The organism is Erythrobacter sp. S249 (assembly GCF_057364975.1).
The window spans coordinates 372,877-395,547 of sequence record NZ_CP200287.1; the positions used below are offsets into that span (position 1 = coordinate 372,877).

Here is a 22,671-nt window from a genome sequence, read left to right on the forward strand (position 1 = left end):
CATTTACGGTGGAGAGACGGGCGGCGCCAGCGGAAAACTTACCCGAGGTATCAACCGGTCCAGCGCCCATACACTTCCCATCGCTTATGACCGTGAATATAGCAACGCTGGGTTGCATTAAATAAACTGCGGGAATGGTCACTCATTACAAAGATAAAATACAACAGACCCGATAATGGGCTCAATCGCACCGCAGCATGTGACGCATTGGTCAGTGCGCTGTCCTCTGGAGGGGACGAGCGGATCACCTTGCGGGCAGAGACCGGCCTGAACAAATACCATTCTGCGCCCTATCCGCGCGATGTGGTGGCCTATTCCTCCTCGACGGTCAGCGATATTTCCGGTCCTGCTTTTGCGCATCTCCTGGCGCTGGAAGCGGCAGAGGATTGCCCAACCTATTCGGACCAACTCGATAGCCTGAGACGCCGGATCAAAGCCGCCTATTCTTTGTCTGAGACTAGCGAGATTGTATTCGCGGCCTCTGGGACTGATCTGGAATATATTGCGCTTGCGAGCGTACATGGCCGGGCGCGCGGCGGTATCCACAATATCCTGCTGGGGGCCGATGAAATCGGCAGCGGCTGCATCCACTCCGCCCATGGCCGCTATTTTGCTGAGGCGACGGCGCTGGGCGTTCCATCAACCCCGCGAGAGGATGTTGCGGGTTGCTGCCCGATTAGCCTGGTCGATGTGCCGGTCCGCTGCACTCAAGGTGTTGCTTGCTCCAGCGCAGAGATCGCCCAGAGCCTCGCGAGTGAAATTGAGCTTGCCAAAGCCTCAGATCGCCATGCTCTGGTGCACATCGTCCATGGGTCCAAGACTGGGCTGGTCCTGCCCGACCTCACCGATCTCGATGATCTACAGGCGCGTTTTGGAGAGCATGCGACATTCGTCGTCGATGCCTGCCAAGCCCGCATCACCAGCCCTGCGATTGCCGCCTATGTTGAGCGCGGCTGCATCGTTCTGCTGACCGGATCGAAGTTTATGGGCGCGCCGCCGTTCAATGGCTTTGCCGTTGTGCCTTCCGCAGTAGCCGCGAGAGCGGCACCGCTGCCGCAAGGATTTGCACAAATCTTCAACCGGGCAGAATTCCCCGACAGCTGGCCTGGCACCGAAGTATTAGGCGAGGGGAAGAACCGCTCGCTGGCCCTTCGTCTTGAAGCCGCTGTGTTCGAGCTCGAGCGGTTTCAGCGGATCGCGTCGGAGCGGGTTGAGACGATGATTGCGGCGTTTGAGGCGGCGCTTGAAGCACAACTTATCGAGCCGCTGGGCGTAAAGCGCGTGCTGCCCAACTTCACCTCCGCCGAGGGTGCTAAGCTCGATTTACCTATTGAAATGCGCACCTTGGTGACGCTTGATGTCAGCATGCTGCCGGGTCTGCGTACCTTTGATGATGCGCAGGCGCTTCACAAAGAGCTGGCCCATGATGGCATGCGCCTTGGCCAACCGGTGAAATGCGTACGGAAGGACGGCGGGTGGGGCGGCACTCTGCGCGTTGGCCTGTCCATGCCGATCATGAGCGCATGGGCTGATATGAGCCCGGCTGAAATTGAGCGTCAACTGGCGCATGATCTGGGGCTGGTCGCAGACAAATTGCGGGAAAAGACGCTCACCTTCGCCTGATCACAAGTGCATGATTGGCTTTTGATAAAACTGCGGTACACTGATCTCCTATTGGTCTTGGGAGGGTGCCGATGGCCGTTCAAGAATGGTATGATGCGCATATAATGCCGCGCTTGGTCGGCTATGCCTGCGCGCAGGGCCAGGTGATGAAACGCCGCTCAAAGGTCGTGCCGCTCGCTCGCGGTGATGTGTTTGAACTGGGCTGCGGCGGCGGGTTAAACCACCAGTTTTATGATCGCGGTGCCGTCACCAGCTTTGCCGGGATTGATCCGCATGGGGCGCTGCTAGACCAAGCAAAAGCCGCTGCCGAGGCCAAAGGCTGGCCAGCTGACATTCGTGAAGGGGTGGGCGAGGCAATCCCCTTTGCCGACCGCTCGTTCGACAATGTGGTTTGCACATTCACCCTATGCACGGTCGAAGACCCAGCTCAGGTGATGTCCGAAATGCGCCGCATCCTGAGACCCGGTGGGCAAGTGTTGTTTTTGGAGCATGGACGCGCGCCAGACCCGGATGTCGCCAAATGGCAGGACCGAATTGAACCTGTCTGGAAAAGGCTTGCCGGCGGGTGCCACCTGACACGGCCTATCGGTTCGGCCTTGCGCGGGGCGGGTTTTGACGTGGAGCCGCATGGGCAGGGCTATCTGCCAAAGGCTCCCAAGTTTGCGATGTGGAACGAGTGGGGAGTGGCGCGCAAGCCGGGGATGTAGTTATCACCCCCGGCCTACAACTGCTGTCATCTTACTGATTTTACTCAGTTAGAGCGCGAATTTACTCGCCAAATGTCCGCTGCCACCAGCCACGCTTTGCCTTGCCGCCAGCAGCTGGTGCTTCTTCAGCAACCTCTGCTTTCGGTTCAGCAGGCGCGCTTTCGCTTGCCGCAGCCTCAGTATCAGCCTTGGCCGCAGGCTTTTTCTTGGCGCGCGGTTTGGCCGGGGCCTTCTTCTTAGCAGGAGCCCTTTTCTTGGCAGGTGCTTTTTCAGCTTCCGCCTCAGGAGCATCCGCCACTGCTGCAGTTTCCTCAGGCTTCTTCTTCGCCCGTGATGCGCGCTTGCGCTTCGGCTTCTCTTCCGCAGGCGTTTCATCTGCAGGAGCTTCTTCAGCTGGTGCCGCTTCGACCTCTGCTTCCGGTTCAACCTTCTTCTTCGCCCGCGAAGCGCGCTTGCGCTTTGGCTTCTCTTCCGCAGGCGCTTCTTCAGCCGCTGCATCGTCAGCAGGTGCCGCTTCCGCTTCGTCTGAGCTTGCCTCTACGCCCTCAGCAGTCTCCTCGGCTGCGTTGTCGCCTTCTTTCCGGCGGCGACCACGGCCACCGCGGCGGCGGCGACGCTTTGGCTTGTCTTCGCCATCATCGTCATTGGAGGCTTCACGCCCGCCATCGCTGTCTTCGCCATCTTCGCTGTCGTCATTGGCTGCATCATCACCGCGATTTTCGTCACGGTTCTTGTTGCGGCCCCGGCCACCACGGCGACGGCGACGGCGCTTCTTCTTTGGCGCGTCGTCATCATCTTCGCCTTCGTCGAAGCTTTCTTCCGGCAGATCATCATCTTCATCTTCATCGACGATGGGCTCAAATTTCGGTGCGTGCGTTGGTCGAGGGCCAGCACTGGCCACGCTCATCTTCGCGCCTTCGTCTTCGCCTTCTGGGACGACTTCGACATTCACGCGGTAACGGTCTTCAATCTCGGCGAGATCGCTGCGTTTCGCGTTAAGCAGGTAAACCGCCGCTTCCGTGCTGGCAGACAGGCGAATGATGGTGCCTTTGCCCTTCGCTGCTTCGTCTTCGATAATGCGAAGCGCCGACAGGCCAGCGGAGGATGCGGTGCGAACCAGGCCCGTGCCATCGCAGTGCGGGCATTCGCGGGTGGTCGCTTCAAGCACGCCGGTGCGCAGACGCTGGCGGCTCATTTCCATCAGACCAAAGCCAGAGATACGGCCCACTTGGATACGGGCGCGGTCGCTCTTCAGAGCTTCCTTCATCTGCTTTTCGACTTTGCGGACATTGGAATTGTATTCCATGTCGATGAAGTCGATCACGACCAAACCAGCCATATCGCGCAGGCGCAATTGACGGGCGATCTCGCGCGCCGCCTCTAGGTTGGTGGCAACCGCGGTCTGCTCAATGCCGTGCTCTTTGGTGGAGCGCCCGGAGTTGATGTCGATCGAGACCAAAGCCTCGGTCGGGTTGATCACCAGATAGCCGCCCGATTTGAGCTGAACGACCGGATCGTACATCGCCCGCAGCTGATCCTCTGCGCCGTAACGCTGGAACAGAGGGACCGGATCAGAATAGGCTTTCACCCGGCGCGCGTGGCTGGGCATGAGCATCTTCATGAAGCTCTTGGCCGACTTATAGCCTTCCTCGCCCTCAACGATCACTTCTTCAATCTCGCGATTGTAGATGTCGCGGATCGCCCGCTTGATCAGGTCGCTGTCCGAATGGACCAGCGACGGCGCGGTCGAGGAGAGCGTCTTTTGACGGATCTCGTCCCACAAACGCGCAAGGTAATCAAAGTCACGCTTGATCTCGGTCTTGGTGCGGCTGATGCCGGCGGTCCGAACGATCAGGCCCATTGTCTTAGGTAGTGAGAGGTCGGATACGACCTGCTTTAGACGCTTACGGTCAGACGAAGAATTGATCTTCCGGCTGATCCCGCCACCGTGCGAGCTGTTCGGCATCAGCACGGTGTAACGGCCAGCAAGGCTGAGATAGGAGGTGAGGGCAGCGCCCTTGTTCCCGCGCTCTTCCTTCACGACCTGGACCAGGATTACCTGGCGGCGCTGGATAACGTCTTGGATCTTGTAGCGGCGGCGCAGCGCCATACGCTTGGCACGCACTTCATCGACTTCTTTCGCGCGACTGCGGCTTTTCTTGTTGTCGCCTTTTCCGCCCTGACGGCGGCGACCACGTCCGCGTCCACGGCGGCCGCGCCGCGGCTTGTCGTCTTCGTCGGAGTTTTCTTCGTCAGATGTCTCGCCATCCTCGGCGTCATCGTCTGAGCTGTCGTCGTGATCATCGTCGTCATCGCCATCGACGGTGCCTTCTTCGATGGTGGCGACTTTGTCTTTTTCAGAGGTGTCGATCTCTTCCATGCCGTCTTCGGCGAGATCTTCTGCCAGAGCTTCAGCGGATTCGTCCTCGGCGTCATATTCCTCGCCGGGGACGTTACCTTCATCCTCTTCCTCAGCGCGCAGGCGCGCTTCTTCTTCGGCGGCCTCCGCTTCTTCAGCGAGCAAACGCTCCCGATCATCCTGAGGGATCTGATAATAGTCCGGGTGAATTTCGCTAAAAGCGAGGAAGCCATGACGATTCCCGCCGAAGTCGACGAATGCCGCCTGCAATGAGGGTTCAACCCTCGTAACCTTCGCTAGATAGATATTGCCTTTGATCTGCTTGTGTTCGGCAGATTCAAAGTCGAACTCCTCAATCCGGTTGCCTTTTAGTACCGCCACCCGGGTCTCTTCCGAGTGGCGCGCATCGATTAGCATGCGCGTTGCCATTATGTTGTCTCCACGCGCCTATGGCGGCTCGGTGGCCGCTCATAAAACGCAATTTGTATGATGAAACGGCTCGCCAAATGTCTTGGAAGACATCGCTAGAGCCGGTCGATTTATCGGATCCCCGAGCACCAATTGCGCGGGGTTTGATGAATGTGTCTGCTGCGGCAAGAGTGCGGGATTGACCAAATTCATGGCCCCCGTTTCGGCTCGCACAAACCGTCGCCAGCGCCGGGCGCTGCGACTGGAATTGCGAGGAGAAGCGTCTCGTCACTGCATCAACCTGTTAAGTGGCCTTGGCAAAAGGGTTCTGCCCAGGCGTCGAGAACAAATTGGCGAGTCGCACCGGGCTATCCCACCGCGCCGGCCAATTTTTCGATGAAATCCTGTTAGCATCGTGGGTTAGATGCCGCAACCATATTGCGTTCTCCTATCACAACACACTACGCCATTATGGATATGTCACTGCGTACGCTGATCCTGATGGTTATCCTGCTGCCGGCCTTGCTGGTGGGCGGGGCGATCGCGGCGGGCGTGACAATACCGGTTCCTCAATTGGGCCGCGACTATGTTCAGCGCATTAGCCTGGGCGGGGAGGGCGGACCGCTGGCTCTGCCCGACATCACCGGCCCCGATGATATGACCCGTCCGTTGATCGTCATCGATGCCGGGCATGGCGGGCGCGATCCCGGCGCGGTTGGCGAGACACCCGACGGCCAAGTCGTTCGCGAAAAGGACGTAACGCTCGCAATAGCATTGGAGCTGCGCGATCAATTGCTGGCCGATGGCGGTATCCGCGTGGCCATGACCCGCAGCGATGACAGCATTGTCCCGCTGGGCGACCGGCCAGAGATCGCTCGGCAATTGAACGCCGACTTGTTCGTCTCGATCCACGCCGATTCCGCTGGCGGCACAACCGATGTCTCTGGCGCGAGCATTTACACTTTATCATCCGAAGCCTCGAGCGAAGCCGCTGCCCGGTTCGCCGCGCGTGAAAACGATGCTGACCGCGTGAACGGCCTAGCCATCGAAGGGCAGAGCGAAGAGGTCAGCGCGATCCTGGTCGAATTGTCGCAGCAGCAGACGCAGGACAGCTCGTCCGATCTCGCCTCACTGATTGTTCGTGAAGGCGAGGGAGAACTCGCCTTTGTCAGCACGCCTCAGCGCTCCGCTGCTCTGGCCGTCCTTAGGGCTCCCGACGTGCCCTCGGTTCTATTTGAAAGCGGTTTTGTCACCAATCAGGCTGACCGTGCGCGCCTCACCACCGAAGAAGGCCGAGCGACCTACGCCCGTGTTTTGGCGCGCGCGATCCGCATTTACTTCGCGCGCAGAGCGCAGAGATAGCCGCTCCGACCAAGACGCCAACTGATGCAATCTGACGACAAGCCGTAGGTTCATCGGATAATCAGACACAAGACGCTAGCGCCTGCAAAATCACTCATGCTAAGACGCGATCAACTATGACTGAGTCCACCCAACAGACATCGCTTGAATATTTCCGCTATCGCCTCGGCAGAGACCTGAGCGCAGCGGGCGGTTGGTTCAAAGCGAAATGGAAATCGAGCCTGCTGTTTAAGCTCGGCGCGTTTGGCCTGATCATGCTGCTGCTTGCATGGGTAGCTGGCTGGGTGTTCCTGGCGCGCGATCTGCCCGATGCCGAGGGTCTGCTCGACTATGAGACCCCGCTGCCCACCGTGGTGCGCGGGATCGATGGCGAGATTGTGCATTCCTACGCCCGCGAACGCCGGGTCCAGCTGCAATATCCAGACTTCCCAGAAAAGCTGGTTGAGGCCTATCTGTCGGCCGAAGACAAAACCTTCTTCTCGCATGGCGGCGTCGATGTAACCGGCACGGCCAATGCTGTATTCGACTACATCAGCAAGCTTGGCTCGGGCGACCGCGCGGTGGGCGGCTCCACCATCACTCAGCAAGTGGCGAAAAACCTGCTGCTGGGCGATGAGTATTCTGTCACGCGTAAGCTGAAAGAAATGATCCTTGCGAGCCGCATTGAAGGGGTGATGACCAAACAGGAAATTCTTGAGCTGTACCTCAACGAAATTCCTCTGGGTCGCCGGAGCTTCGGAGTGCAAGCGGCAAGTCGCGCCTATTTTGACCGCGATGTAGTCGATCTGGAATTGCATCAGATGGCCTTCCTCGCGATCCTGCCAAAGGCACCGGAACGCTATGGCCGCGCGGCCAACGAAGATCGCGCAATGGAGCGACGCGATTTCGTCCTCTCCCAAATGGAAGAAAACGGCTTTATCACCGCTGAGGAAGAAGCCGCTGCCAAAGCCAAGCCGCTCGGCCTTGTGCGCCAGCGCAGCCAGCGTTCGGTCGATGCAGGCTATTTCCTAGAAGAAGTCCGCCGCAAGTTGATCGCTGACTTTGGCGAGAGCGCCGAAGACGGTGAGAACAGCGTCTATGCTGGCGGCCTTTGGGTGCGCACCTCGCTCGATCCAGAGATGCAGGACGCCGCGCGCAAAGCTCTGCGCCAAGGCCTCGTACGCTATCATGGTAGCCGGGGTTGGAGCGGACCGATTGCCACCATCAATTTCGATGACGGGCCGTGGGACAGGCAGCTCGCGAGTTCTAACATCAGCGTCAATTACGAAAACTGGCGCGTCGGTGTCGTTACCAATCGCAGCGGCTCCAGCGCGACAATCGGCTTTTCCGATGGCGAAGAGAAACCGCTGAGCGGTTTGCCAAACGCTTTGAAGGCAGGCGACGTGATCGCCGTGGTGCCGAGCGGCAATGGTTACCGTGTGCAGGCTATTCCCCACGCTCAAGGCGGGCTCGTGGTTCAAAACGCTCAATATGGCCGCGTGCTCGCGATGCAAGGCGGGTTCGATTATCGCCTGTCTGACTTTAATCGCGCCACCCAAGCAGAACGTCAGCCGGGTTCCACGATCAAGCCGTTCGTCTATGCCACCGGGCTGGACCACGGCATGACTCCATCGACGGAAATCGATAACTCGCGCTATTGCTATTATCAGGGGCGCCGTCTGGGTGAGAAGTGCATTCGCGGCGGGCGCGCGGGCGAGTTTCCGCTGCGCTATGGCCTTGAGCAATCGCAGAACATTATGACCGTTCAGATCGGCATGACTGCCGGCATGGACAATGTCGTTCAGCAGATCGAGGATCTGGGCATTGGCAGCTATGATCCCTATCCCGCCTTTGCTTTGGGCGCGGGCGAATCCACCGTGGTGAAGATGACCGCAGCCTATGCCGCGCTCGCCAATCACGGGCGCCTGAATGATCCGACCGTGATCGACTATGTACAGGACCGCGATGGCAAGGTGATTTACCGCGCGGACAATCGGAAATGCGATGGCTGCAACATGCCGAAATGGGATGGCAAGCCGATGCCGCGCTTTGGCTTGAAGGGTGAGCAAGCAATGGACGCGCGCACCGCGTTTCAAACCATGCACATGCTTAAGGGCGTTGTTGACCGCGGCACCGCCACCGTTCTCAACGATCTGGGCCTGCCATTGTTTGGTAAGACCGGCACGACCACCGGGCCAAAGGATGTTTGGTTTATCGGCGGTACGCAGGAGCTGATCGCGGGTGCCTACGTGGGCTTCGATACGCCGCGCAATATGGGCGGCTACGCTCAGGGCGGCACCATCGCGGCTCCGATTATCAAGACCCTGATCCGCGAATCGCGCGACAAATGGTCTGACCTTCCGGCAATCGCGCCAGCGGGCGTGCGCATGGTCCGGGTGGACCGTCGTTCGGGCAAGCGTGTGCTTGATGGCTGGCCAACCAATGACAAGCGCTCTGCCATTATCTGGGAGGCGTTTAAGCCGGACACTGAGCCAGAGCGTTCAACCCGTGCCGACGAAGTCGCGGCCAAGCGTGACGAAATCCTGGAGCTGATCAAATCCGCTCGGGGCAGCGCGGCTCAGGCGGCCGAATCCAGCGATGGCGAGGTCGAGGACTTCGTCGAGGAACAAGGCGGCCTGTATTAGCGGCGCGTCCGCTTTTTCCGCCGCCGCCATTCCCGCTCAAACTTTACAATCACGGCCCGCCCGTTAATCGGGGCCGCGTCAACCACCGCAAAGGATTTGCCATGCGCGCAGAGGCGCAAGCCAATATCGACCGGATCGAAGCTGCGCTTGATCTGGTGCGTCTGTCGCTCGATTGGGAGCGCGCTTTGCGGCGTCTGGACGAGCTAAACGCGCGGGTCCAAGACCCGAGCCTGTGGGACAATCCCAAGGACGCGCAAGCGGTCAGCCGTGAGCAAAAGACGCTGGAAAACGCCGTAGCGACGGTGCGCGATATTTCCTCTGAAATGGCCGATGCGATTGAGTTCATCGAGATGGGCGAGGCCGAGGGCGAAGAGGATATCATCAATGATGGCCTAAAGAGCCTGGAGAAGCTCGCCGACCGCGCGGACGCTGACAAGGTGCAGGCGCTGTTGTCAGGCGAGGCGGACGCCAACGATACCTATATCGAAATCCACGCAGGAGCTGGCGGAACGGAGAGCCAGGATTGGGCCGAAATGCTGTTTCGCATGTACGGCCGCTGGGCCGAACGGCGCGGCTATAAGATCGAGACGGTCGAATATCAGGCAGGCGACGCCGCTGGTATCAAATCGGCCACCCTGCTGGTCAAAGGCGAGAACGCCTATGGCTATGCCAAGACTGAAAGCGGCGTTCACCGCCTCGTGCGGATCAGCCCTTATGACAGCAACGCGCGCCGCCACACCTCCTTCAGCTCGGTCTGGGTCTATCCGGTGATCGATGATGATTTCGAGGTTGAGATCAACGAAGGCGACCTCAAGATCGACACCTACCGCGCATCAGGTGCGGGCGGACAGCACGTCAACACCACCGACAGCGCGGTGCGGATCACCCACCAACCAACCGGCATTGTCGTCGCCAGCCAAAACGACCGCAGCCAGCATAAGAACCGCGCAACCGCGATGAACATGCTGAAAGCGCGCCTATTTGAGCGCGAAATGGCCGAACGTGAAGCGGTCGCTTCTGGCGAATACCAAGAAAAAAGCGACATCGGCTGGGGCCACCAAATCCGCTCTTACGTGCTGCAACCCTATCAGATGGTCAAAGACCTGCGCACTGGCGTTACCTCAAGCTCGCCCGACGATGTGCTGGATGGCGCGCTTGATCCCTACATCTCAGCCGCTCTCGCTCAGCGCGTGACGGGTGAGACGGTCGAAGTGGAAGACGTCGAGTAAGGTCGGGCACCACTGCCCAGATCAGTAATCGGGCAAAAAGCGGTAATCTGCGACAGGAATGATCTGGACCGGTTGAGGCGTCGTTAGAAAAGTAACGACATCCTGAGCCGCACTCATCAGCGCGTCACGCGTTTTGAAGTCACATATCTCTATCCGGCGGTCCATGATCCGTTCGACGTTCTCATTCGGTTTCGTCCCTGCACATTGCGGGGAATAGACTTTCACCGAGCTATTTTCTTCAATATTCGCAATTAGATAGGGGCGCTCCAGCGTCCCATCTTTCTCGAAATTCAGTAGCAGATGCCAACCATCCGGCGTGTTCGGTATCTCAATGAATGCGACATGCTGCGTCTCTTCTCGGACGCGAATCTCCTCGCCATTCTCGTTGAATTTTTCGCCTGCTGTTCGCACCAGTTTGACCCGCCGATCAGGGTCGACGCTGACGACCTCTTGGCCCACTCCCAATGGCCGGTCATGATCCTTTGTGTTGTAAACACGCCCGTTGAGATCGACCTCAGCGTAGTCAGCTGGGGTGAAAAGAGGCTCTTGCGACAGCCAACAACCGGAAAGTCCGAGCACCATCGCAAAAGACACAATTATCCGCTGAAACATCAAAACCCCTATCAAGACTTGCCCAAAGCACCGATCACGGCGACACAGCTTTTGCCATTCTGCATCAGGATATGTAAGCGCGCGGAACGATGAACAGCCGTATAACACAAATCTTGGGCTCTCTGGCTCTTGTCTTGGGCTTGGCTGCGTGCACACCGCAAGCAGAGCAAAGCGACAGGCCGGAAAGCGCACTTGAGTTTCCGCTGCCCGATAGGCCCGTTTCAACGATCACCTCAAACCAGTTCTCTAACGAGGACGCGCGCGATGATCGCGGCGAGGCGCAAAAGGTCATGGACCTTGCCAATATTGGCGAGGGCATGACGGTCGCCGATATCGGCGCGGGCGAAGGGTATTACACCGTCCGCCTGGCCGAACGCGTGGGAGAGGCTGGCCGCGTGCTGGCTCAAGATATTGACCGCGATGCTTTGGAACGGCTGGGTCGGCGGGTCGAGAAAGAACGGCTGGAAAACATCTCGATCAAGCTGGGCGAGGTCGATGATCCACAATTGCCCAACAGCAGCTTTGACCGCATCTTTCTGGTCCACATGTATCACGAGGTCAGCGAGCCTTATGCCTTCCTCTGGCGGCTGTGGCCTGCAGTGGCAGAGGGCGGGCAAGTGATCGTCGTGGATACCGACCGACCCACAGATCGCCACGGCATGCCGCCCAAATTGCTGTTCTGCGAATTTGACGCGGCGGGATACCGCCTAATGGAATTCCTCGAGAAGCCGGATATCAAAGGATATTTCGCGCGCTTTGAGCGGGCAGACACAAGGCCAGAGCCTAGCGAGATAGAGGCCTGTAGCCTGAACAAGAAATAGGCGCCGAAGCGCTTAAACCGTGCGGACTTCCGGGGATAGTCGGCGGTAGCAGGCAAAATGTGACATTGTGTTGCACCGCGCGCGACCGTACACTCGGCAGTGAAAAGCGCGTGGGGAACCTCGCTGGGGAGCTTTCATTGTTTAGGGGACTTGGGCCATCCGCCGCGCGAGCGGCGAAGATCGATCCCGCGAACTTCATGTAGGCGTTAACCGGGCGGCCTTGCGCTCTTTAATTCAACCATGCGGGGTGCTACGCGCTGCCGCGATCACAATGCCAAAAGGTTAGGAGTACCGCCCGGGATGACAGATTTTCCAACCAGCTTTGACCGTGAAGATCTGCTCAAATGCGCGCGGGGCGAATTGTTCGGCCCAGGTAATGCGCAATTGCCAGAACCTCCAATGCTGATGATGGACCGGATCACCGATATCTCCGGCGACGGCGGGGAGCATGGCAAGGGTCATGTGGTGGCCGAATTTGATATCAAACCAGACCTGTGGTTCTTCGACTGCCATTTTCCAGGCAATCCGATCATGCCCGGCTGTCTTGGTCTCGATGGCCTGTGGCAGCTCACCGGCTTCAATCTTGGTTGGCGCGGCTGGCAAGGGCGCGGCTATGCGCTGGGCGTGGGCGAAGTGAAGCTCACCGGAATGGTGCGGCCTGATCGTAAGAAGCTCACCTATTTCGTGGATTTCACAAAGGCGATGCAATCGCGGCGTTTGACGATGGGTGTAGCCGATGGCCGGGTAGAGGCTGATGGTGAGGTCATCTATCAAGTTAAAGATATGAAAGTTGCGCTCTCAGAGGCCTAAGGCCCGGAGACGATAGGGGAAAATCATGCGTCGCGTCGTCATTACTGGACTGGGGATCGTTTCCTCGATTGGCACCAATCAAGCAGAAGTGCTGGCCTCGCTGAAGGCGAGCAAATCTGGCATCAGCTTCAACGAAGACATGGCCGAACACGGCTTTCGCTCTCAAGTCGCAGGTTCGGTGGACCTCGATGTGAAAGAGCACGTCGACAAGCGCACCTTGCGCTTTATGGGGCCGGGCGCCGCCTATGCGCATATCGCCATGGGACAGGCGATTGCCGATGCAGGCCTGGAAGAGAAAGACGTTATCAACCCGATGACCGGCGTGATTGCTGGATCGGGCGGGCCGTCGACCTCTGCCATGCTAACGGCGCATCAGACGGTGCTCAAAAACGGTTCAACAAAGCGGATTGGGCCGTTTGCTGTGCCCAAGACCATGTCCTCTACGGTCAGTGCGAACCTCGCGACGGCCTATCAGATCAAGGGCATGAACTTCTCGATCACCTCGGCTTGTTCCACCTCGCTACACTGCATCGGCATGGCGGCTCAACAGATCGCATTGGGCCAGCAAGACGTCATGTTTGGCGGCGGCGGCGAAGAGCTGGATTGGACATTGTCCTGCCTGTTTGACGCCATGGGCGCGATGTCGAGCAAGTATAACGACACGCCGGAGCGAGCCTCCCGGGCCTTTGACGCAGACCGCGATGGATTTGTGATTGGCGGCGGCGGCGCGATGGTCGTGCTCGAAAGCCTTGAACATGCGCAGGCACGCGGCGCTAAGATTTATGCCGAAGTCACCGGCTTCTGCGCCACTTCGGATGGTGCGGACATGGTTGCGCCATCGGGTGAGGGCGGCGAGCGAGCGATGCGCGGCGCCATCAAGACCCTCGGCGAAGACCGCAAAGTCAGCTATATCAATGCCCACGGCACGTCCACACCGGTCGGCGATGTTGGCGAAATCGAAGCGGTCCGCCGCGTGTTTGGCGAAGGCACCACTCCGCCGGTTAGCTCAACCAAATCGATGACAGGCCACAGCCAAGGGGCCACCGGCGCGCAAGAGGCAATCTATTGTCTGCTCGCGTTGGAGCATGATTTCATCATTCCGTCGATCAACGTGGAAACGCTCGATCCGGCATTGAAACCGGCAGAGATCGCGACACAATTGGTCGAAAACGCCGGGCTTGATACGGTTATGACCAATAGCTTCGGATTTGGCGGCACCAATGGTTCGATGTTGATGTCGAAATTTCACGGGTGAGAATTTAGCGCAGGATAGTCTGCCAATAGGTGAGGTAAGATAGGCATGGGCGTCCTTACGGGAAAACGCGGACTTGTGATGGGCGTCGCGAATGATCGCTCAATCGCCTGGGGCATTGCCAAGGCCTGCGCCGACGCGGGTGCTGAACTGGCCTTCACCTATCAAGGTGAGGGGTTTGGCAAAAGGTTGGAGCCGCTTGCGCAGAGCGTCGGCTCGGACGTCATGCTTGATGTCGATGTGACTGATGACACTTCATTGGATGCGGCCTTTGCCGCTTTGCAAGAACGCTGGGACACGCTCGATTTCGTGGTCCACGCGATCGCCTTTTCCGACAAGTCGGAGCTGACCGGGCGGTTCCTCGATACCTCGCGCGATAACTTCAAAAACTGCATGGATATTTCCGCCTACAGCCTGATCGAGGTGACGCGCCGCGCGCATCCGATGATGGTGGAAAATGGCGGGACGATCCTGACGCTCAGCTATATGGGTTCAACCCGCGTTACACCCAATTACAACGTGATGGGCGTGGCAAAAGCGGCACTAGAATCGGCGGTTCGCTATCTGGCCGACGACCTCGGCCCAGAGGGCATTCGCGTTAACACGATCAGCCCTGGCCCAATGAAGACGCTGGCCATGTCGGCGATTGGCGGCGCGCGCAGAACCTATCGTCACACAGACACCAATGCCCCGATGCGCAGCAATGCGACGCTTGAGGCGGTGGGCGGCACGGCGGTCTATTTGTGCAGCGATGCTGGCGCGTTCACGACGGGCGAGATCATCCACGTCGATGGCGGCTTCCACGTTCTGGGCATGCCTCAACTCGACAATTTGTGATCGGCGATTGATGATCATTCGTTCTACAGACCTGAGCGAACCAGATGTGATCGCGCTGCTCGAGCTGCATCATGGCGAGATGCAAGAATTCTCTCCGCCGGGCACCTGCCATGTTCTCGACCTATCCGGCTTAAAAGCCCCGGGGATTGAGGTTTTCTCCGCTTGGGAAGGCAAGGCGTTGCTATCCATCGGAGCCTTGAAGCAGCATGATGGCTATGGAGAGATCAAATCCATGCGCGCTCATCCCAAAGCGCGGGGGACGGGCGCAGGCAAGGCGATGCTGGAGCATTTGATCAGCCGCGCCCGGGAATTAGGCTTCTCGCAGATCAAACTCGAAACGGGCGATGGTGAGGTTTTTGAAGCAGCGGTCGGGCTGTACAAAAGCTTCGGATTTGTCCCATGCGAGACCTTTGCTGGCTACACTCTAACGGCCTTCAACAAATTCTACGCCCTGTCTTTGAGCGCTGAGTGAGGACACTCAGTGACGGAAGCCAAACCTCCACGCCCCGGCTTTCTGAGCCTCGCCAGCGAGCTCTTGGCTTTGCCTAAGGTCTTTGTCGCTCCGCTGCGTTCACCCGATCCGATGGAGCCATTTGCGAACGGCAAAACCGCTCTGGTCATTCCCGGAATGCTATCGAACAATGCCGCGACCGCGCTGCTGATCGCAAACTTGCGGCAGGCCGGGTTTGACGCGCATGGCTGGGAAAATGGTCTCAACACCAAGGTGACGCCAGCGCGCATCACCGCCGTGGAAGATCACGTTGCAAGACTGTCAGATCAGGCCGCGCAAAAGATCGTCGTGATTGGCTGGAGCCTTGGCGGGCTTTACGCGCGTTTGCTGGCGCATCGCTTGCCGCATCACATTGATCTGGCCGTGACATTGGGATCGCCGTTCTCAGGCGACAGCCGGGCAAACAATGCCTGGCGTCTGTATGAGGCAATGAACGATCACAGCGTCGATAACCCGCCGTTTGACGAAGATTTGTCGGTCAAGCCGCCGGTCCGCACTCTGGCAATTTGGTCGAGCAGGGATGGGGTGATCCATCCTGAATGCACCGCCGGAACGCCAGAGCAATCGGACCTGCGGATTGAGCTGCCTTACAAGCATCTCGAGCTCGCCTCATCGCGCCGCGCGATCCGCGAGCTGGTGGGTATCCTGCGCGAGGAAATGCGTGACGGCGCGCCCTCGGCACTCGCCTTGGCCCAGCTGCCTGTTTTGACGGACGAAGAGATCGCCCGCAGGCTGCCCGTTTGGACGGTGCTGTCGGACACGTTCCTAGATACCGAACTCGACGAGCATCACTATTTTCGCATCGCGGAGATGATTGCGGGCGCCGGCTATTCCAAGGAGGAGTTGGAGACGATCTACCGCTGCGAGGTGGAGCCAGCGTTCTCATTCAATTTACTTGATGTCGCGGGCGAATGGGCTGGGTGGCCTGAGGAATTCGTGCTCGAACGCGTACTCGCAAGCCGCAAAACACCCGAGACGCAGGCGCGGCCGCGCGTCATCATGCACGATCATATCAAATCGGAATGGGTGAAGATCAGCCGCGCTTTGGACGCGCTCTAACCCTTCACCAAGCCCGCTAGTCGATGTCCCAGGCGCGCTCTCCGTGGCTGGTCACATCCAGGCCTTCGATCTCTTCATCCTGTTTGACGCGCATTGGGAAGAATGCGGAAACCATCAGCGCAAGGATCGCCGTGCCAATCGCGCTCCACAAGGCAACCGCGCCAACACCGACGAATTGTGCGAGCAGCTGGCTGCCCATGTCCATGCCGGGGAAGTAGCCTGTTCCGCCAAGCTCTGGGGCGAGGAACACCGCGAGCAGCATAGTGCCCAGCAATCCGCCCACGCCGTGAACCGCGAACACATCGAGCGAATCGTCAATGTGCCATTTCAGCTTAATCAGCTGGATCGCGCCGTAACAAACCAGAGAGCCCGCCACACCGAACAGGATCGCTGCCCCCGGTGAGACAAACACTGCCGCTGGAGTGATCGTGGCAAGGCCCGCGATCGCGCCCGTCGCCCAGCCAATCGTGGTCGGCTTACCGAGCGCGAGCCGTTCAACCAGCAACCAGGTTAGCGCGGCTGCACTGGCGGCAATATGCGTGTTGATGATGGCTGAGGAAGCGTTGTCATTCGCGCCCAGGGCAGAGCCGCCGTTAAACCCGAACCAGCCCACCCAAAGCAGAGCCGCGCCCACCATGGTCAGCGCCGGAGCGTGCGGCATAATCAGCTTCTTTGGAAAGCCGTCTCGCTTGCCCAGCAGCATCGCGACCAGCAGAGCCGAGACACCCGCGGTGGTGTGCACCACAAGGCCGCCCGCAAAGTCGAGCGTGCCAAACTGGCTTGCGAGCCAACCGCCGCCCCACAGCCAGTGCGCAACCGGCGCGTAGACGACGAGGCCCCAAAGCCCGCAAAATGCCAGCACCCATGCAAAGCGCGCGCGTTCAACCCATGCGCCTACCATCAGCGCGGGGGTGATCACCGCGAAAGTCATCTGGAACAGCGCAAATGTGCTTTCCGGCACGAAAGTGCCATCGCGCACCGTGCCCAAATTGTCGAACATCAAGGCGTTGCCAGCACCCATCCAGCCAGTCGTCACCTGACCAAAGGCGACAGTATATCCAGCGATCACCCATAAAACGGAAGCAAGCGCGGCAATCGCGCCGCATTGCAGGACGACCGAGAGCAGGTTTTTAGAGCGCACCAGGCCGCCGTAAAACAGGGCCAGACCCGGCAGGGTCATCAGCAGCACCAAGGCGGAAGAGGCCAAAATCCATGCGGTGTCGCCCGTGTCCGGCACCACAGCAGCTGGCGCCGCGGCTTGCACAGCCTCTTGGGCCGAAAGCGGCGCGGCCAGACCCGCCGCAACGATGAGTGAAAGCGCCTTGCGCAGCATCCTAATGTCCCCCCAATGCCGCATTTTGTTACGGTCATTGCTCAATTTGATCCCTTTGCACGCGCTTTGTTTCAATCCGCGCACAATATCAATGGCATTAATTGCAGTTACCCAGCGATCATTGGGCGATCATTGCGCAATTATTGGGCGATCAGTGCCTCCAGCACTTGATCAGGCGGGCGGTGCCCATCGGCCCAGAAGCGGATATTGGCGATTACCTTCTCGCCAGAGGCCTCGCGCCCTTCCGCCGTCGCGCTGCCAATATGGGGCAGGGTCATAACATTCGGGTGCTGGAGCAGGCGTTTGTCCACGTTCGGCTCATCGGGATAAACGTCCAGGCCCGCACCGGCGAGATGGCCGCTGTAAAGCGCCTCGATCAACGCTTCTTGATCAATCAATTCCCCGCGAGCCGTGTTGATCACACTTGCACCCGGCTTCATCAAAGCAAAGCGCCGGGCATCAAGCATATTGCGCGTCTCATCGGTCAGCGGGCTGTGGAGGGTCACGATATCGGCCTGAGTCAGCAAATCGTCGAGCTGTTCGACGAAGCGCGCTCCAAACATCTTCTCAATCGCCTCTGGCAAACGCTTGCGATTGTTATAGGCGATCTCCAGCCCGAAAGCGCGCGCGCGGTGTGCGACCGCCTGGCCAATCCGGCCCATGCCGACAATTCCAAGCGTCTTTCCGCCGAGCTTGCGCCCCAGCAGCCCGGATGGCGCCCATCCAGTCCATTCGCCGCGCCGGACCAAAGCCGTGCCTTCACGAATGCGCCGCGGCACACCGATAATCCCTGCCATCGCAATATCGGCGGTGTCATCGGTGAAGACACCCGGCGTGTTGGTGACGAAAATCTTGCGCGCCGCCGCAGCCGCCAGATCAATATGCTCAATCCCCGCACCGAAACTAGCGATCAGGCCCAGCTGCCCGCCAGCCTCCGCGATCATATCTGCATCAATCCGGTCGGTCACCGTTGGCACCAGCACATCGCAGGCCTTCATCACCTCGATCAAAGCCTCGCGGCTCATTGGCTCGTCAGTGGTGTTGAGCTGGCAATCGAACAGCTCGCTCATCCGCGCCTCCACAGAAGGCATCAGCTGGCGGGTCACCACCACTTTCATTTCGCGCGCATTGCGGCGCTGGGTCTGCGCAGGTTCATTTGGCATGGGTTAGGGCTAATGGCTTGTGGGCGCACAGGTCAAGCGCGCTTGAAGCCGCGTGCCCAATGAAGCTATGGATGGAGCTGTTATGAAACGATTTGTTGTCTCTGTCTTTGCCGCGCTGGGCCTGCTCGCTCTGGTGCCCCTTGGCGCCCCGCTGAATGCGCAGGACCGCGAGACGCCCTATTGGGCTTCGATTGATTCTGAGCGGGTCAATATGCGGGTCGGGCCGAGCGTCGATTACCCGATTGAATGGGTCTACAAACGCAAAGGCCTGCCGATCAAAGTCATCCGCCTACGCGAAGGCTGGCGCTTGATTGAAGACCCTGATGGCCAGCAAGGCTGGGTCACGCGTAGCCTGCTGAGCGCCGCGCGCACGGCCATGATTATCGGCGAGGGGGCGATTGACCTGCGTGCCTCCGCCAGCGCCACATCTGCGCTCAGATGGCGGGCCATGCCGGGCAATGTCGGCAGGCTGGGAGAATGCGAAGCCGGTTGGTGTGAGCTCGATATTGCCGGGCGCAAGGGTTGGGCACCGGAAGACCGCCTATGGGGTACCGGCGCGCCCTGACCGGCCCGCGCTATTCCAGCGGCGTGATCTCATAGCTTTCGCTGCCGTCTGATAGCGTTGTGGTGAAGCTGCCATCAGCATTGGCCGCATCATTATCCCAGCAACGCTTCTCTCGAACCTCGCCGTCTTCCCCGCGCGGGTTGAAGCAGAATGACGCGCCATCGACATCCCAAGTCCCGCTACCAACCCGGACATTCTGCGGATTGTAGTCTACATAGGTTCCGTCCGCGTCCAGCTTCGTCTTGGCGTAGATCGTGCCATTGCTACCAATGGCATAGAGGCCAGGGACCATCACAAAGCCGGGAGCATCGGCGGTTTCAGCGCGGGCAGGGGCCTCGGCTGCTTCACCGCTGACCTCCGTATCGTCCGCGCCGCCGCTCGCCGTCTCGCCGCAAGCGCTAAGCGTGATCAGCGCTGGCAGAGCGACACAAGCGGCGACTTTGCGAAACTGCATCAAACGATCTCAACCGCAACGGCGGTTGCTTCACCGCCGCCGATGCACAGGCTGGCAACACCCTTTGTCTTGCCTTGCTTTTTGAGCGCATTGAGCAGCGTAACAATGATCCGGGTGCCGCTGGCGCCGATGGGGTGACCCAGGGCCGTGCCGCCACCGTTCACGTTGATGTTCGCGTGATCAATGCCAAGGTCGCGCATCGCGAACATGGCCACGCAGGCAAACGCCTCGTTCACTTCCCACAGTTCAACATCGTCAACCGACCAACCCGCATTGCTGAGCACTTTTTCGATTGCTCCAATCGGCGCGATGGTGAAATCCTTCGGCTCGCGCGCATGGGCGGCCATGGCGACAATCTTTGCGACCGGTGTCGCGCCTTTCTCCGCCGCCACGCTTTCGCGGGTCAGAACAACCGCTGCCGCGCCGTCAGAGATGGAGCTGGAGGTTGCCGCCGTGATCGTGCCGTCTTTGGCAAAGGCTGCGCGCAATTGCGGGATCTTGTCCGGGCGGCCCTTGCCGGGGGCCTCGTCGGTGTCGACGGTGACATCGCCTTTGCGGGTCTTGAACGTTACCGGCACAACTTCATCGCCAAACGCGCCGTTTTCAATCGCGGCATTGGCGCGGCGCAGGCTCTCGATGGAAAATTCGTCCATCTCCTCGCGGGTCATTTGATAATCGTTCGCCGTGTCCTGAGCGAAAGTGCCCATCGCGCGGCCTTCCTCATAGGCATCTTCCAGCCCGTCGAGGAACATGTGGTCATAGGTCGTATCATGGCCCAAACGGGCGCCAGAGCGATGCTTCTTCAGCAGGTAGGGCGCATTGGTCATGCTCTCCATTCCGCCGGCGACCACCATATCGATCGCGCCCGATGCCAGGGCCTCGCTGCCCATGATCACTGTCTGCATGCCAGAGCCGCAGACCTTGTTGACCGTGGTTGCCTGCACAGTTTTCGGCAGGCCAGCCTTGATCGCGGCTTGGCGGGCAGGGGCCTGCCCCAAACCGGCGGGCAAGACGCAGCCCATATAAGCACGGTCAAAATCTTCGCCGTTCACGCCCGAACGCTCCACCGCAGCTTTAACCGCAGTCGCACCAAGATCCGTCGCTGAAACATCGGCTAGCGCGCCCTGCATTCCGCCCATTGGCGTGCGCGCATAAGAGAGAATGACGATCGGATCATTGGCGGAGAATTGAGCCATTTGGGGTTCCTTGGATAGAATTGGTGTTTTGTTTCAATGGAAGATGTCTTGGCCGATGTAATGCTGCGCTGCGGCATTGGCAATGTGCAGTTTCAAGGTGCGACGGGCGCTCGCATTGTGCTTGTCACATCCGTGTTTTTTGGCGACAAGCATGGCAAATCGAAACGTATTATCTGGAGAGAACCCTATGGCCGATGATCGCAAAGCAGACTTGGACGCCATTTTGCGACGCCAGCGTGAGGCCTTTACCGCGTCCCGTCCCGAAAGCATGAACATGCGCAAAGACCGGGTAAAGCGGGCCATGGCGCTGCTGAAAGATCACAGCGAGAATCTGTGCAAGGCGATGAGCGCAGATTTTGGCAATCGCTCCGTCGATCAATCCATGATCACCGATATTGCGGGCACGGTTGGTGCGGGCAAACATGCGCTGAAAAACATGGACAAATGGTCCAAGCCTGAAAAGCGCCCCGTACAATTTCCCTTGGGGCTGCTGGGTGCAAAGGCCGAAATTCGCTATGAACCCAAAGGCGTGATCGGCATTTTGAGCCCGTGGAACTTCCCGGTGAACCTCGCATTCTCGCCGCTGATGCAGGTTCTGGCAGCGGGCAATCGCGCGATGATCAAGCCGAGCGAGTTTACTGAGCGCACATCCTCGTTGATGGCCGAATTGGTTGATGAATATTTCACACCAGACGAAGTTGCAGTGATTACCGGCGGACCAGAAGTGGCCGCTGCGTTTTCCGAACTGCCATTTGATCACTTGGTCTTCACCGGCTCCACCCCAACCGGCCGCCGCGTGATGGAGGCTGCATCCAAGAATCTGGTGCCAGTGACGCTGGAGCTGGGCGGAAAATCGCCTGTTATCATGGGTAAGAGCGCCGACTTTGCCAAAGCGGGTGAGCGCATCGCGCTGGGCAAAATGATGAACGCAGGCCAGATCTGCCTCGCACCGGACTATATGTATGTCCCTCAGGACAAGCAGGATGAAGCAATCCAAGGCGTCTCCGACGGGGTCGCCAATATGTATCCGACGCTGCTCGAAAATGATGATTACGCCTCCATCGTCAGCGACCGCCATTTTGAGAGACTCCAAAGCATGGTCGCCGATGCCCGCGACAAGGGCGCAGAGGTGATCGAGGTCAATCCCGGAAACGAAGATTTCAGCTCTGCAAACCAGCGCAAGATGCCGCTCACCATCCTGAAGAACGTAACCGACGAAATGGAGGCGATGCAGGAAGAGATCTTCGGACCTGTCCTGCCAGTAAAGACTTATAAGACCGTCGACGATGCCGTTGATTATGTGAATGAAAACGACCGTCCGCTGGGTCTCTACTACTTCGGCCAAGACACCGAAGAGCAAGAGCGCGTGCTGACCCGCACAATCTCTGGCGGGGTCACCACCAATGACGTGATCTTCCACGTTTCAATGGAAGACCTGCCGTTTGGCGGGGTCGGACCATCGGGCATGGGCAGCTATCACGCGATCGAAGGCTTCAAGGAATTCAGCCACGCCCGCGCGGTCTATCACCAGCCCAAAATCGACATTGCCAAACTGGGCGGATTTAAGCCGCCTTATGGCAAAGCCAGCCAGAAAGCCGCCGCAACAATGATGAAGTGATGGGGATGAAGTGATGGGGAAAACCACGCGCTGCTGAATGCTACGTTTTTGCGGCGCTGGAGCATTGCACGCTCCAATCCACGCAAAGCCGCCGGATCGGGCGGTTTACCTAGTCACATCAAATGATG

The 22,671-nt window shown here is 59.0% G+C and carries 20 protein-coding genes; 14 read left to right on the plus strand and 6 right to left on the minus strand.

The genetic code is table 11. The features are described 5' to 3' along the window. Positions 1-207: 207 nt before the first annotated feature. Positions 208-1,623: a hypothetical protein gene (locus AC0V6V_RS01770; protein WP_486163770.1), complete on the plus strand. Its 1,416-nt coding sequence runs from the start codon at positions 208-210 to the stop codon at positions 1,621-1,623. A gap of 71 nt (positions 1,624-1,694) precedes the next feature. Beyond that, positions 1,695-2,330 (plus strand): class I SAM-dependent methyltransferase, encoded by a 636-nt coding sequence (locus AC0V6V_RS01775; RefSeq protein ID WP_486163771.1) that lies wholly within the window; start codon positions 1,695-1,697, stop codon positions 2,328-2,330. A 61-nt stretch (positions 2,331-2,391) separates the two neighbouring features. Here the strand turns inward: AC0V6V_RS01775 and AC0V6V_RS01780 are convergent, their stop codons facing one another. Next, on the minus strand, positions 2,392-5,118 hold the full coding sequence (locus AC0V6V_RS01780; RefSeq protein ID WP_486163772.1) for an Rne/Rng family ribonuclease: 2,727 nt from the start codon (positions 5,116-5,118) through the stop codon (positions 2,392-2,394). A gap of 456 nt (positions 5,119-5,574) precedes the next feature. Here AC0V6V_RS01780 and AC0V6V_RS01785 point away from each other — a divergent pair, with 456 nt between their 5' ends. The 3 genes from AC0V6V_RS01785 to prfB all read left to right on the plus strand — a co-directional run bounded on the left by AC0V6V_RS01785 (position 5,575) and on the right by prfB (position 10,312). Further along, positions 5,575-6,459, plus strand: coding sequence for an N-acetylmuramoyl-L-alanine amidase family protein (locus AC0V6V_RS01785; RefSeq protein WP_486163773.1), 885 nt, complete (start codon positions 5,575-5,577; stop codon positions 6,457-6,459). Positions 6,460-6,575: 116 nt separating this feature from the next. Beyond that, complete coding sequence (locus tag AC0V6V_RS01790) at positions 6,576-9,083, plus strand: penicillin-binding protein 1A (protein ID WP_486166169.1); 2,508 nt, start codon at positions 6,576-6,578, stop codon at positions 9,081-9,083. Positions 9,084-9,184: 101 nt separating this feature from the next. Continuing rightward, positions 9,185-10,312 carry a peptide chain release factor 2 gene (prfB, locus tag AC0V6V_RS01795; RefSeq protein ID WP_486163774.1) on the plus strand — a complete coding sequence of 376 codons (1,128 nt, stop codon included), beginning with the start codon at positions 9,185-9,187 and terminating at the stop codon, positions 10,310-10,312. Between the two features lie 21 nt (positions 10,313-10,333). Here the strand turns inward: prfB and AC0V6V_RS01800 are convergent, their stop codons facing one another. After that, complete coding sequence (locus AC0V6V_RS01800) at positions 10,334-10,924, minus strand: hypothetical protein (protein ID WP_486163775.1); 591 nt, start codon at positions 10,922-10,924, stop codon at positions 10,334-10,336. Between the two features lie 89 nt (positions 10,925-11,013). On the opposite strand from AC0V6V_RS01800, the gene AC0V6V_RS01805 reads away from it, so the two are divergent. The 6 genes from AC0V6V_RS01805 to AC0V6V_RS01830 all read left to right on the plus strand — a co-directional run bounded on the left by AC0V6V_RS01805 (position 11,014) and on the right by AC0V6V_RS01830 (position 16,214). After that, complete coding sequence (locus AC0V6V_RS01805) at positions 11,014-11,745, plus strand: class I SAM-dependent methyltransferase (RefSeq protein ID WP_486163776.1); 732 nt, start codon at positions 11,014-11,016, stop codon at positions 11,743-11,745. A 300-nt stretch (positions 11,746-12,045) separates the two neighbouring features. After that, positions 12,046-12,555: a bifunctional 3-hydroxydecanoyl-ACP dehydratase/trans-2-decenoyl-ACP isomerase gene (gene fabA / locus AC0V6V_RS01810; RefSeq protein WP_472645223.1), complete on the plus strand. Its 510-nt coding sequence runs from the start codon at positions 12,046-12,048 to the stop codon at positions 12,553-12,555. Positions 12,556-12,580: 25 nt separating this feature from the next. Continuing rightward, positions 12,581-13,810, plus strand: a complete 1,230-nt coding sequence (fabB, locus tag AC0V6V_RS01815) for a beta-ketoacyl-ACP synthase I (RefSeq protein ID WP_486163777.1) — start codon at positions 12,581-12,583, stop codon at positions 13,808-13,810. A gap of 45 nt (positions 13,811-13,855) precedes the next feature. After that, a complete protein-coding gene (locus AC0V6V_RS01820) occupies positions 13,856-14,644 on the plus strand; it encodes an enoyl-ACP reductase FabI (RefSeq protein ID WP_486163778.1) in 789 nt (262 codons plus the stop codon). A gap of 10 nt (positions 14,645-14,654) precedes the next feature. Next, on the plus strand, positions 14,655-15,116 hold the full coding sequence (locus AC0V6V_RS01825) for a GNAT family N-acetyltransferase (protein WP_486163779.1): 462 nt from the start codon (positions 14,655-14,657) through the stop codon (positions 15,114-15,116). A 9-nt stretch (positions 15,117-15,125) separates the two neighbouring features. Further along, a complete protein-coding gene (locus AC0V6V_RS01830) occupies positions 15,126-16,214 on the plus strand; it encodes an esterase/lipase family protein (protein WP_486163780.1) in 1,089 nt (362 codons plus the stop codon). Between the two features lie 16 nt (positions 16,215-16,230). Here AC0V6V_RS01830 and AC0V6V_RS01835 read toward each other — a convergent pair whose 3' ends face one another. Next, positions 16,231-17,547: an ammonium transporter gene (locus tag AC0V6V_RS01835; RefSeq protein ID WP_486166391.1), complete on the minus strand. Its 1,317-nt coding sequence runs from the start codon at positions 17,545-17,547 to the stop codon at positions 16,231-16,233. A gap of 140 nt (positions 17,548-17,687) precedes the next feature. Further along, positions 17,688-18,710: a 2-hydroxyacid dehydrogenase gene (locus AC0V6V_RS01840; protein ID WP_486163782.1), complete on the minus strand. Its 1,023-nt coding sequence runs from the start codon at positions 18,708-18,710 to the stop codon at positions 17,688-17,690. 82 nt (positions 18,711-18,792) lie between these two features. Here AC0V6V_RS01840 and AC0V6V_RS01845 point away from each other — a divergent pair, with 82 nt between their 5' ends. Beyond that, positions 18,793-19,275 (plus strand): SH3 domain-containing protein, encoded by a 483-nt coding sequence (locus AC0V6V_RS01845; protein ID WP_486163783.1) that lies wholly within the window; start codon positions 18,793-18,795, stop codon positions 19,273-19,275. Positions 19,276-19,285: 10 nt separating this feature from the next. Here AC0V6V_RS01845 and AC0V6V_RS01850 read toward each other — a convergent pair whose 3' ends face one another. Beyond that, positions 19,286-19,729, minus strand: coding sequence for a hypothetical protein (locus AC0V6V_RS01850; RefSeq protein WP_486163784.1), 444 nt, complete (start codon positions 19,727-19,729; stop codon positions 19,286-19,288). Continuing rightward, positions 19,729-20,925 carry a thiolase family protein gene (locus AC0V6V_RS01855; RefSeq protein ID WP_486163785.1) on the minus strand — a complete coding sequence of 399 codons (1,197 nt, stop codon included), beginning with the start codon at positions 20,923-20,925 and terminating at the stop codon, positions 19,729-19,731. Before AC0V6V_RS01855 ends, AC0V6V_RS01850 begins: the two co-directional genes overlap by 1 nt. Positions 20,926-20,961: 36 nt before the next feature. Here AC0V6V_RS01855 and AC0V6V_RS01860 point away from each other — a divergent pair, with 36 nt between their 5' ends. Further along, positions 20,962-21,123 carry a hypothetical protein gene (locus tag AC0V6V_RS01860; protein WP_486163786.1) on the plus strand — a complete coding sequence of 54 codons (162 nt, stop codon included), beginning with the start codon at positions 20,962-20,964 and terminating at the stop codon, positions 21,121-21,123. Continuing rightward, positions 21,113-22,543 carry a coniferyl aldehyde dehydrogenase gene (locus tag AC0V6V_RS01865; protein WP_486163787.1) on the plus strand — a complete coding sequence of 477 codons (1,431 nt, stop codon included), beginning with the start codon at positions 21,113-21,115 and terminating at the stop codon, positions 22,541-22,543. The genes AC0V6V_RS01860 and AC0V6V_RS01865 overlap by 11 nt, the downstream gene beginning before the upstream one ends. Positions 22,544-22,671 lie beyond the last annotated feature (128 nt).

Excerpts from the sequence above, each read along its gene's own strand:
- prfB (WP_486163774.1), top strand. The coding sequence starts at position 9,185 with ATGCGCGCAGAGGCGCAAGCCAATATCGACCGGATCGAAGCTGCGCTT.
- AC0V6V_RS01835 (WP_486166391.1), bottom strand. The coding sequence starts at position 17,547 with ATGCTGCGCAAGGCGCTTTCACTCATCGTTGCGGCGGGTCTGGCCGCG.
- AC0V6V_RS01850 (WP_486163784.1), bottom strand. The coding sequence starts at position 19,729 with ATGCAGTTTCGCAAAGTCGCCGCTTGTGTCGCTCTGCCAGCGCTGATC.
- AC0V6V_RS01780 (WP_486163772.1), bottom strand. The coding sequence starts at position 5,118 with ATGGCAACGCGCATGCTAATCGATGCGCGCCACTCGGAAGAGACCCGG.
- AC0V6V_RS01775 (WP_486163771.1), top strand. The coding sequence starts at position 1,695 with ATGGCCGTTCAAGAATGGTATGATGCGCATATAATGCCGCGCTTGGTC.
- fabA (WP_472645223.1), top strand. The coding sequence starts at position 12,046 with ATGACAGATTTTCCAACCAGCTTTGACCGTGAAGATCTGCTCAAATGC.
- AC0V6V_RS01860 (WP_486163786.1), top strand. The coding sequence starts at position 20,962 with ATGGAAGATGTCTTGGCCGATGTAATGCTGCGCTGCGGCATTGGCAAT.
- fabB (WP_486163777.1), top strand. The coding sequence starts at position 12,581 with ATGCGTCGCGTCGTCATTACTGGACTGGGGATCGTTTCCTCGATTGGC.
- AC0V6V_RS01820 (WP_486163778.1), top strand. The coding sequence starts at position 13,856 with ATGGGCGTCCTTACGGGAAAACGCGGACTTGTGATGGGCGTCGCGAAT.
- AC0V6V_RS01825 (WP_486163779.1), top strand. The coding sequence starts at position 14,655 with ATGATCATTCGTTCTACAGACCTGAGCGAACCAGATGTGATCGCGCTG.
- AC0V6V_RS01800 (WP_486163775.1), bottom strand. The coding sequence starts at position 10,924 with ATGTTTCAGCGGATAATTGTGTCTTTTGCGATGGTGCTCGGACTTTCC.
- AC0V6V_RS01845 (WP_486163783.1), top strand. The coding sequence starts at position 18,793 with ATGAAACGATTTGTTGTCTCTGTCTTTGCCGCGCTGGGCCTGCTCGCT.
- AC0V6V_RS01790 (WP_486166169.1), top strand. The coding sequence starts at position 6,576 with ATGACTGAGTCCACCCAACAGACATCGCTTGAATATTTCCGCTATCGC.
- AC0V6V_RS01855 (WP_486163785.1), bottom strand. The coding sequence starts at position 20,925 with ATGGCTCAATTCTCCGCCAATGATCCGATCGTCATTCTCTCTTATGCG.
- AC0V6V_RS01865 (WP_486163787.1), top strand. The coding sequence starts at position 21,113 with ATGGCCGATGATCGCAAAGCAGACTTGGACGCCATTTTGCGACGCCAG.
- AC0V6V_RS01840 (WP_486163782.1), bottom strand. The coding sequence starts at position 18,710 with ATGCCAAATGAACCTGCGCAGACCCAGCGCCGCAATGCGCGCGAAATG.
- AC0V6V_RS01805 (WP_486163776.1), top strand. The coding sequence starts at position 11,014 with ATGAACAGCCGTATAACACAAATCTTGGGCTCTCTGGCTCTTGTCTTG.
- AC0V6V_RS01785 (WP_486163773.1), top strand. The coding sequence starts at position 5,575 with ATGTCACTGCGTACGCTGATCCTGATGGTTATCCTGCTGCCGGCCTTG.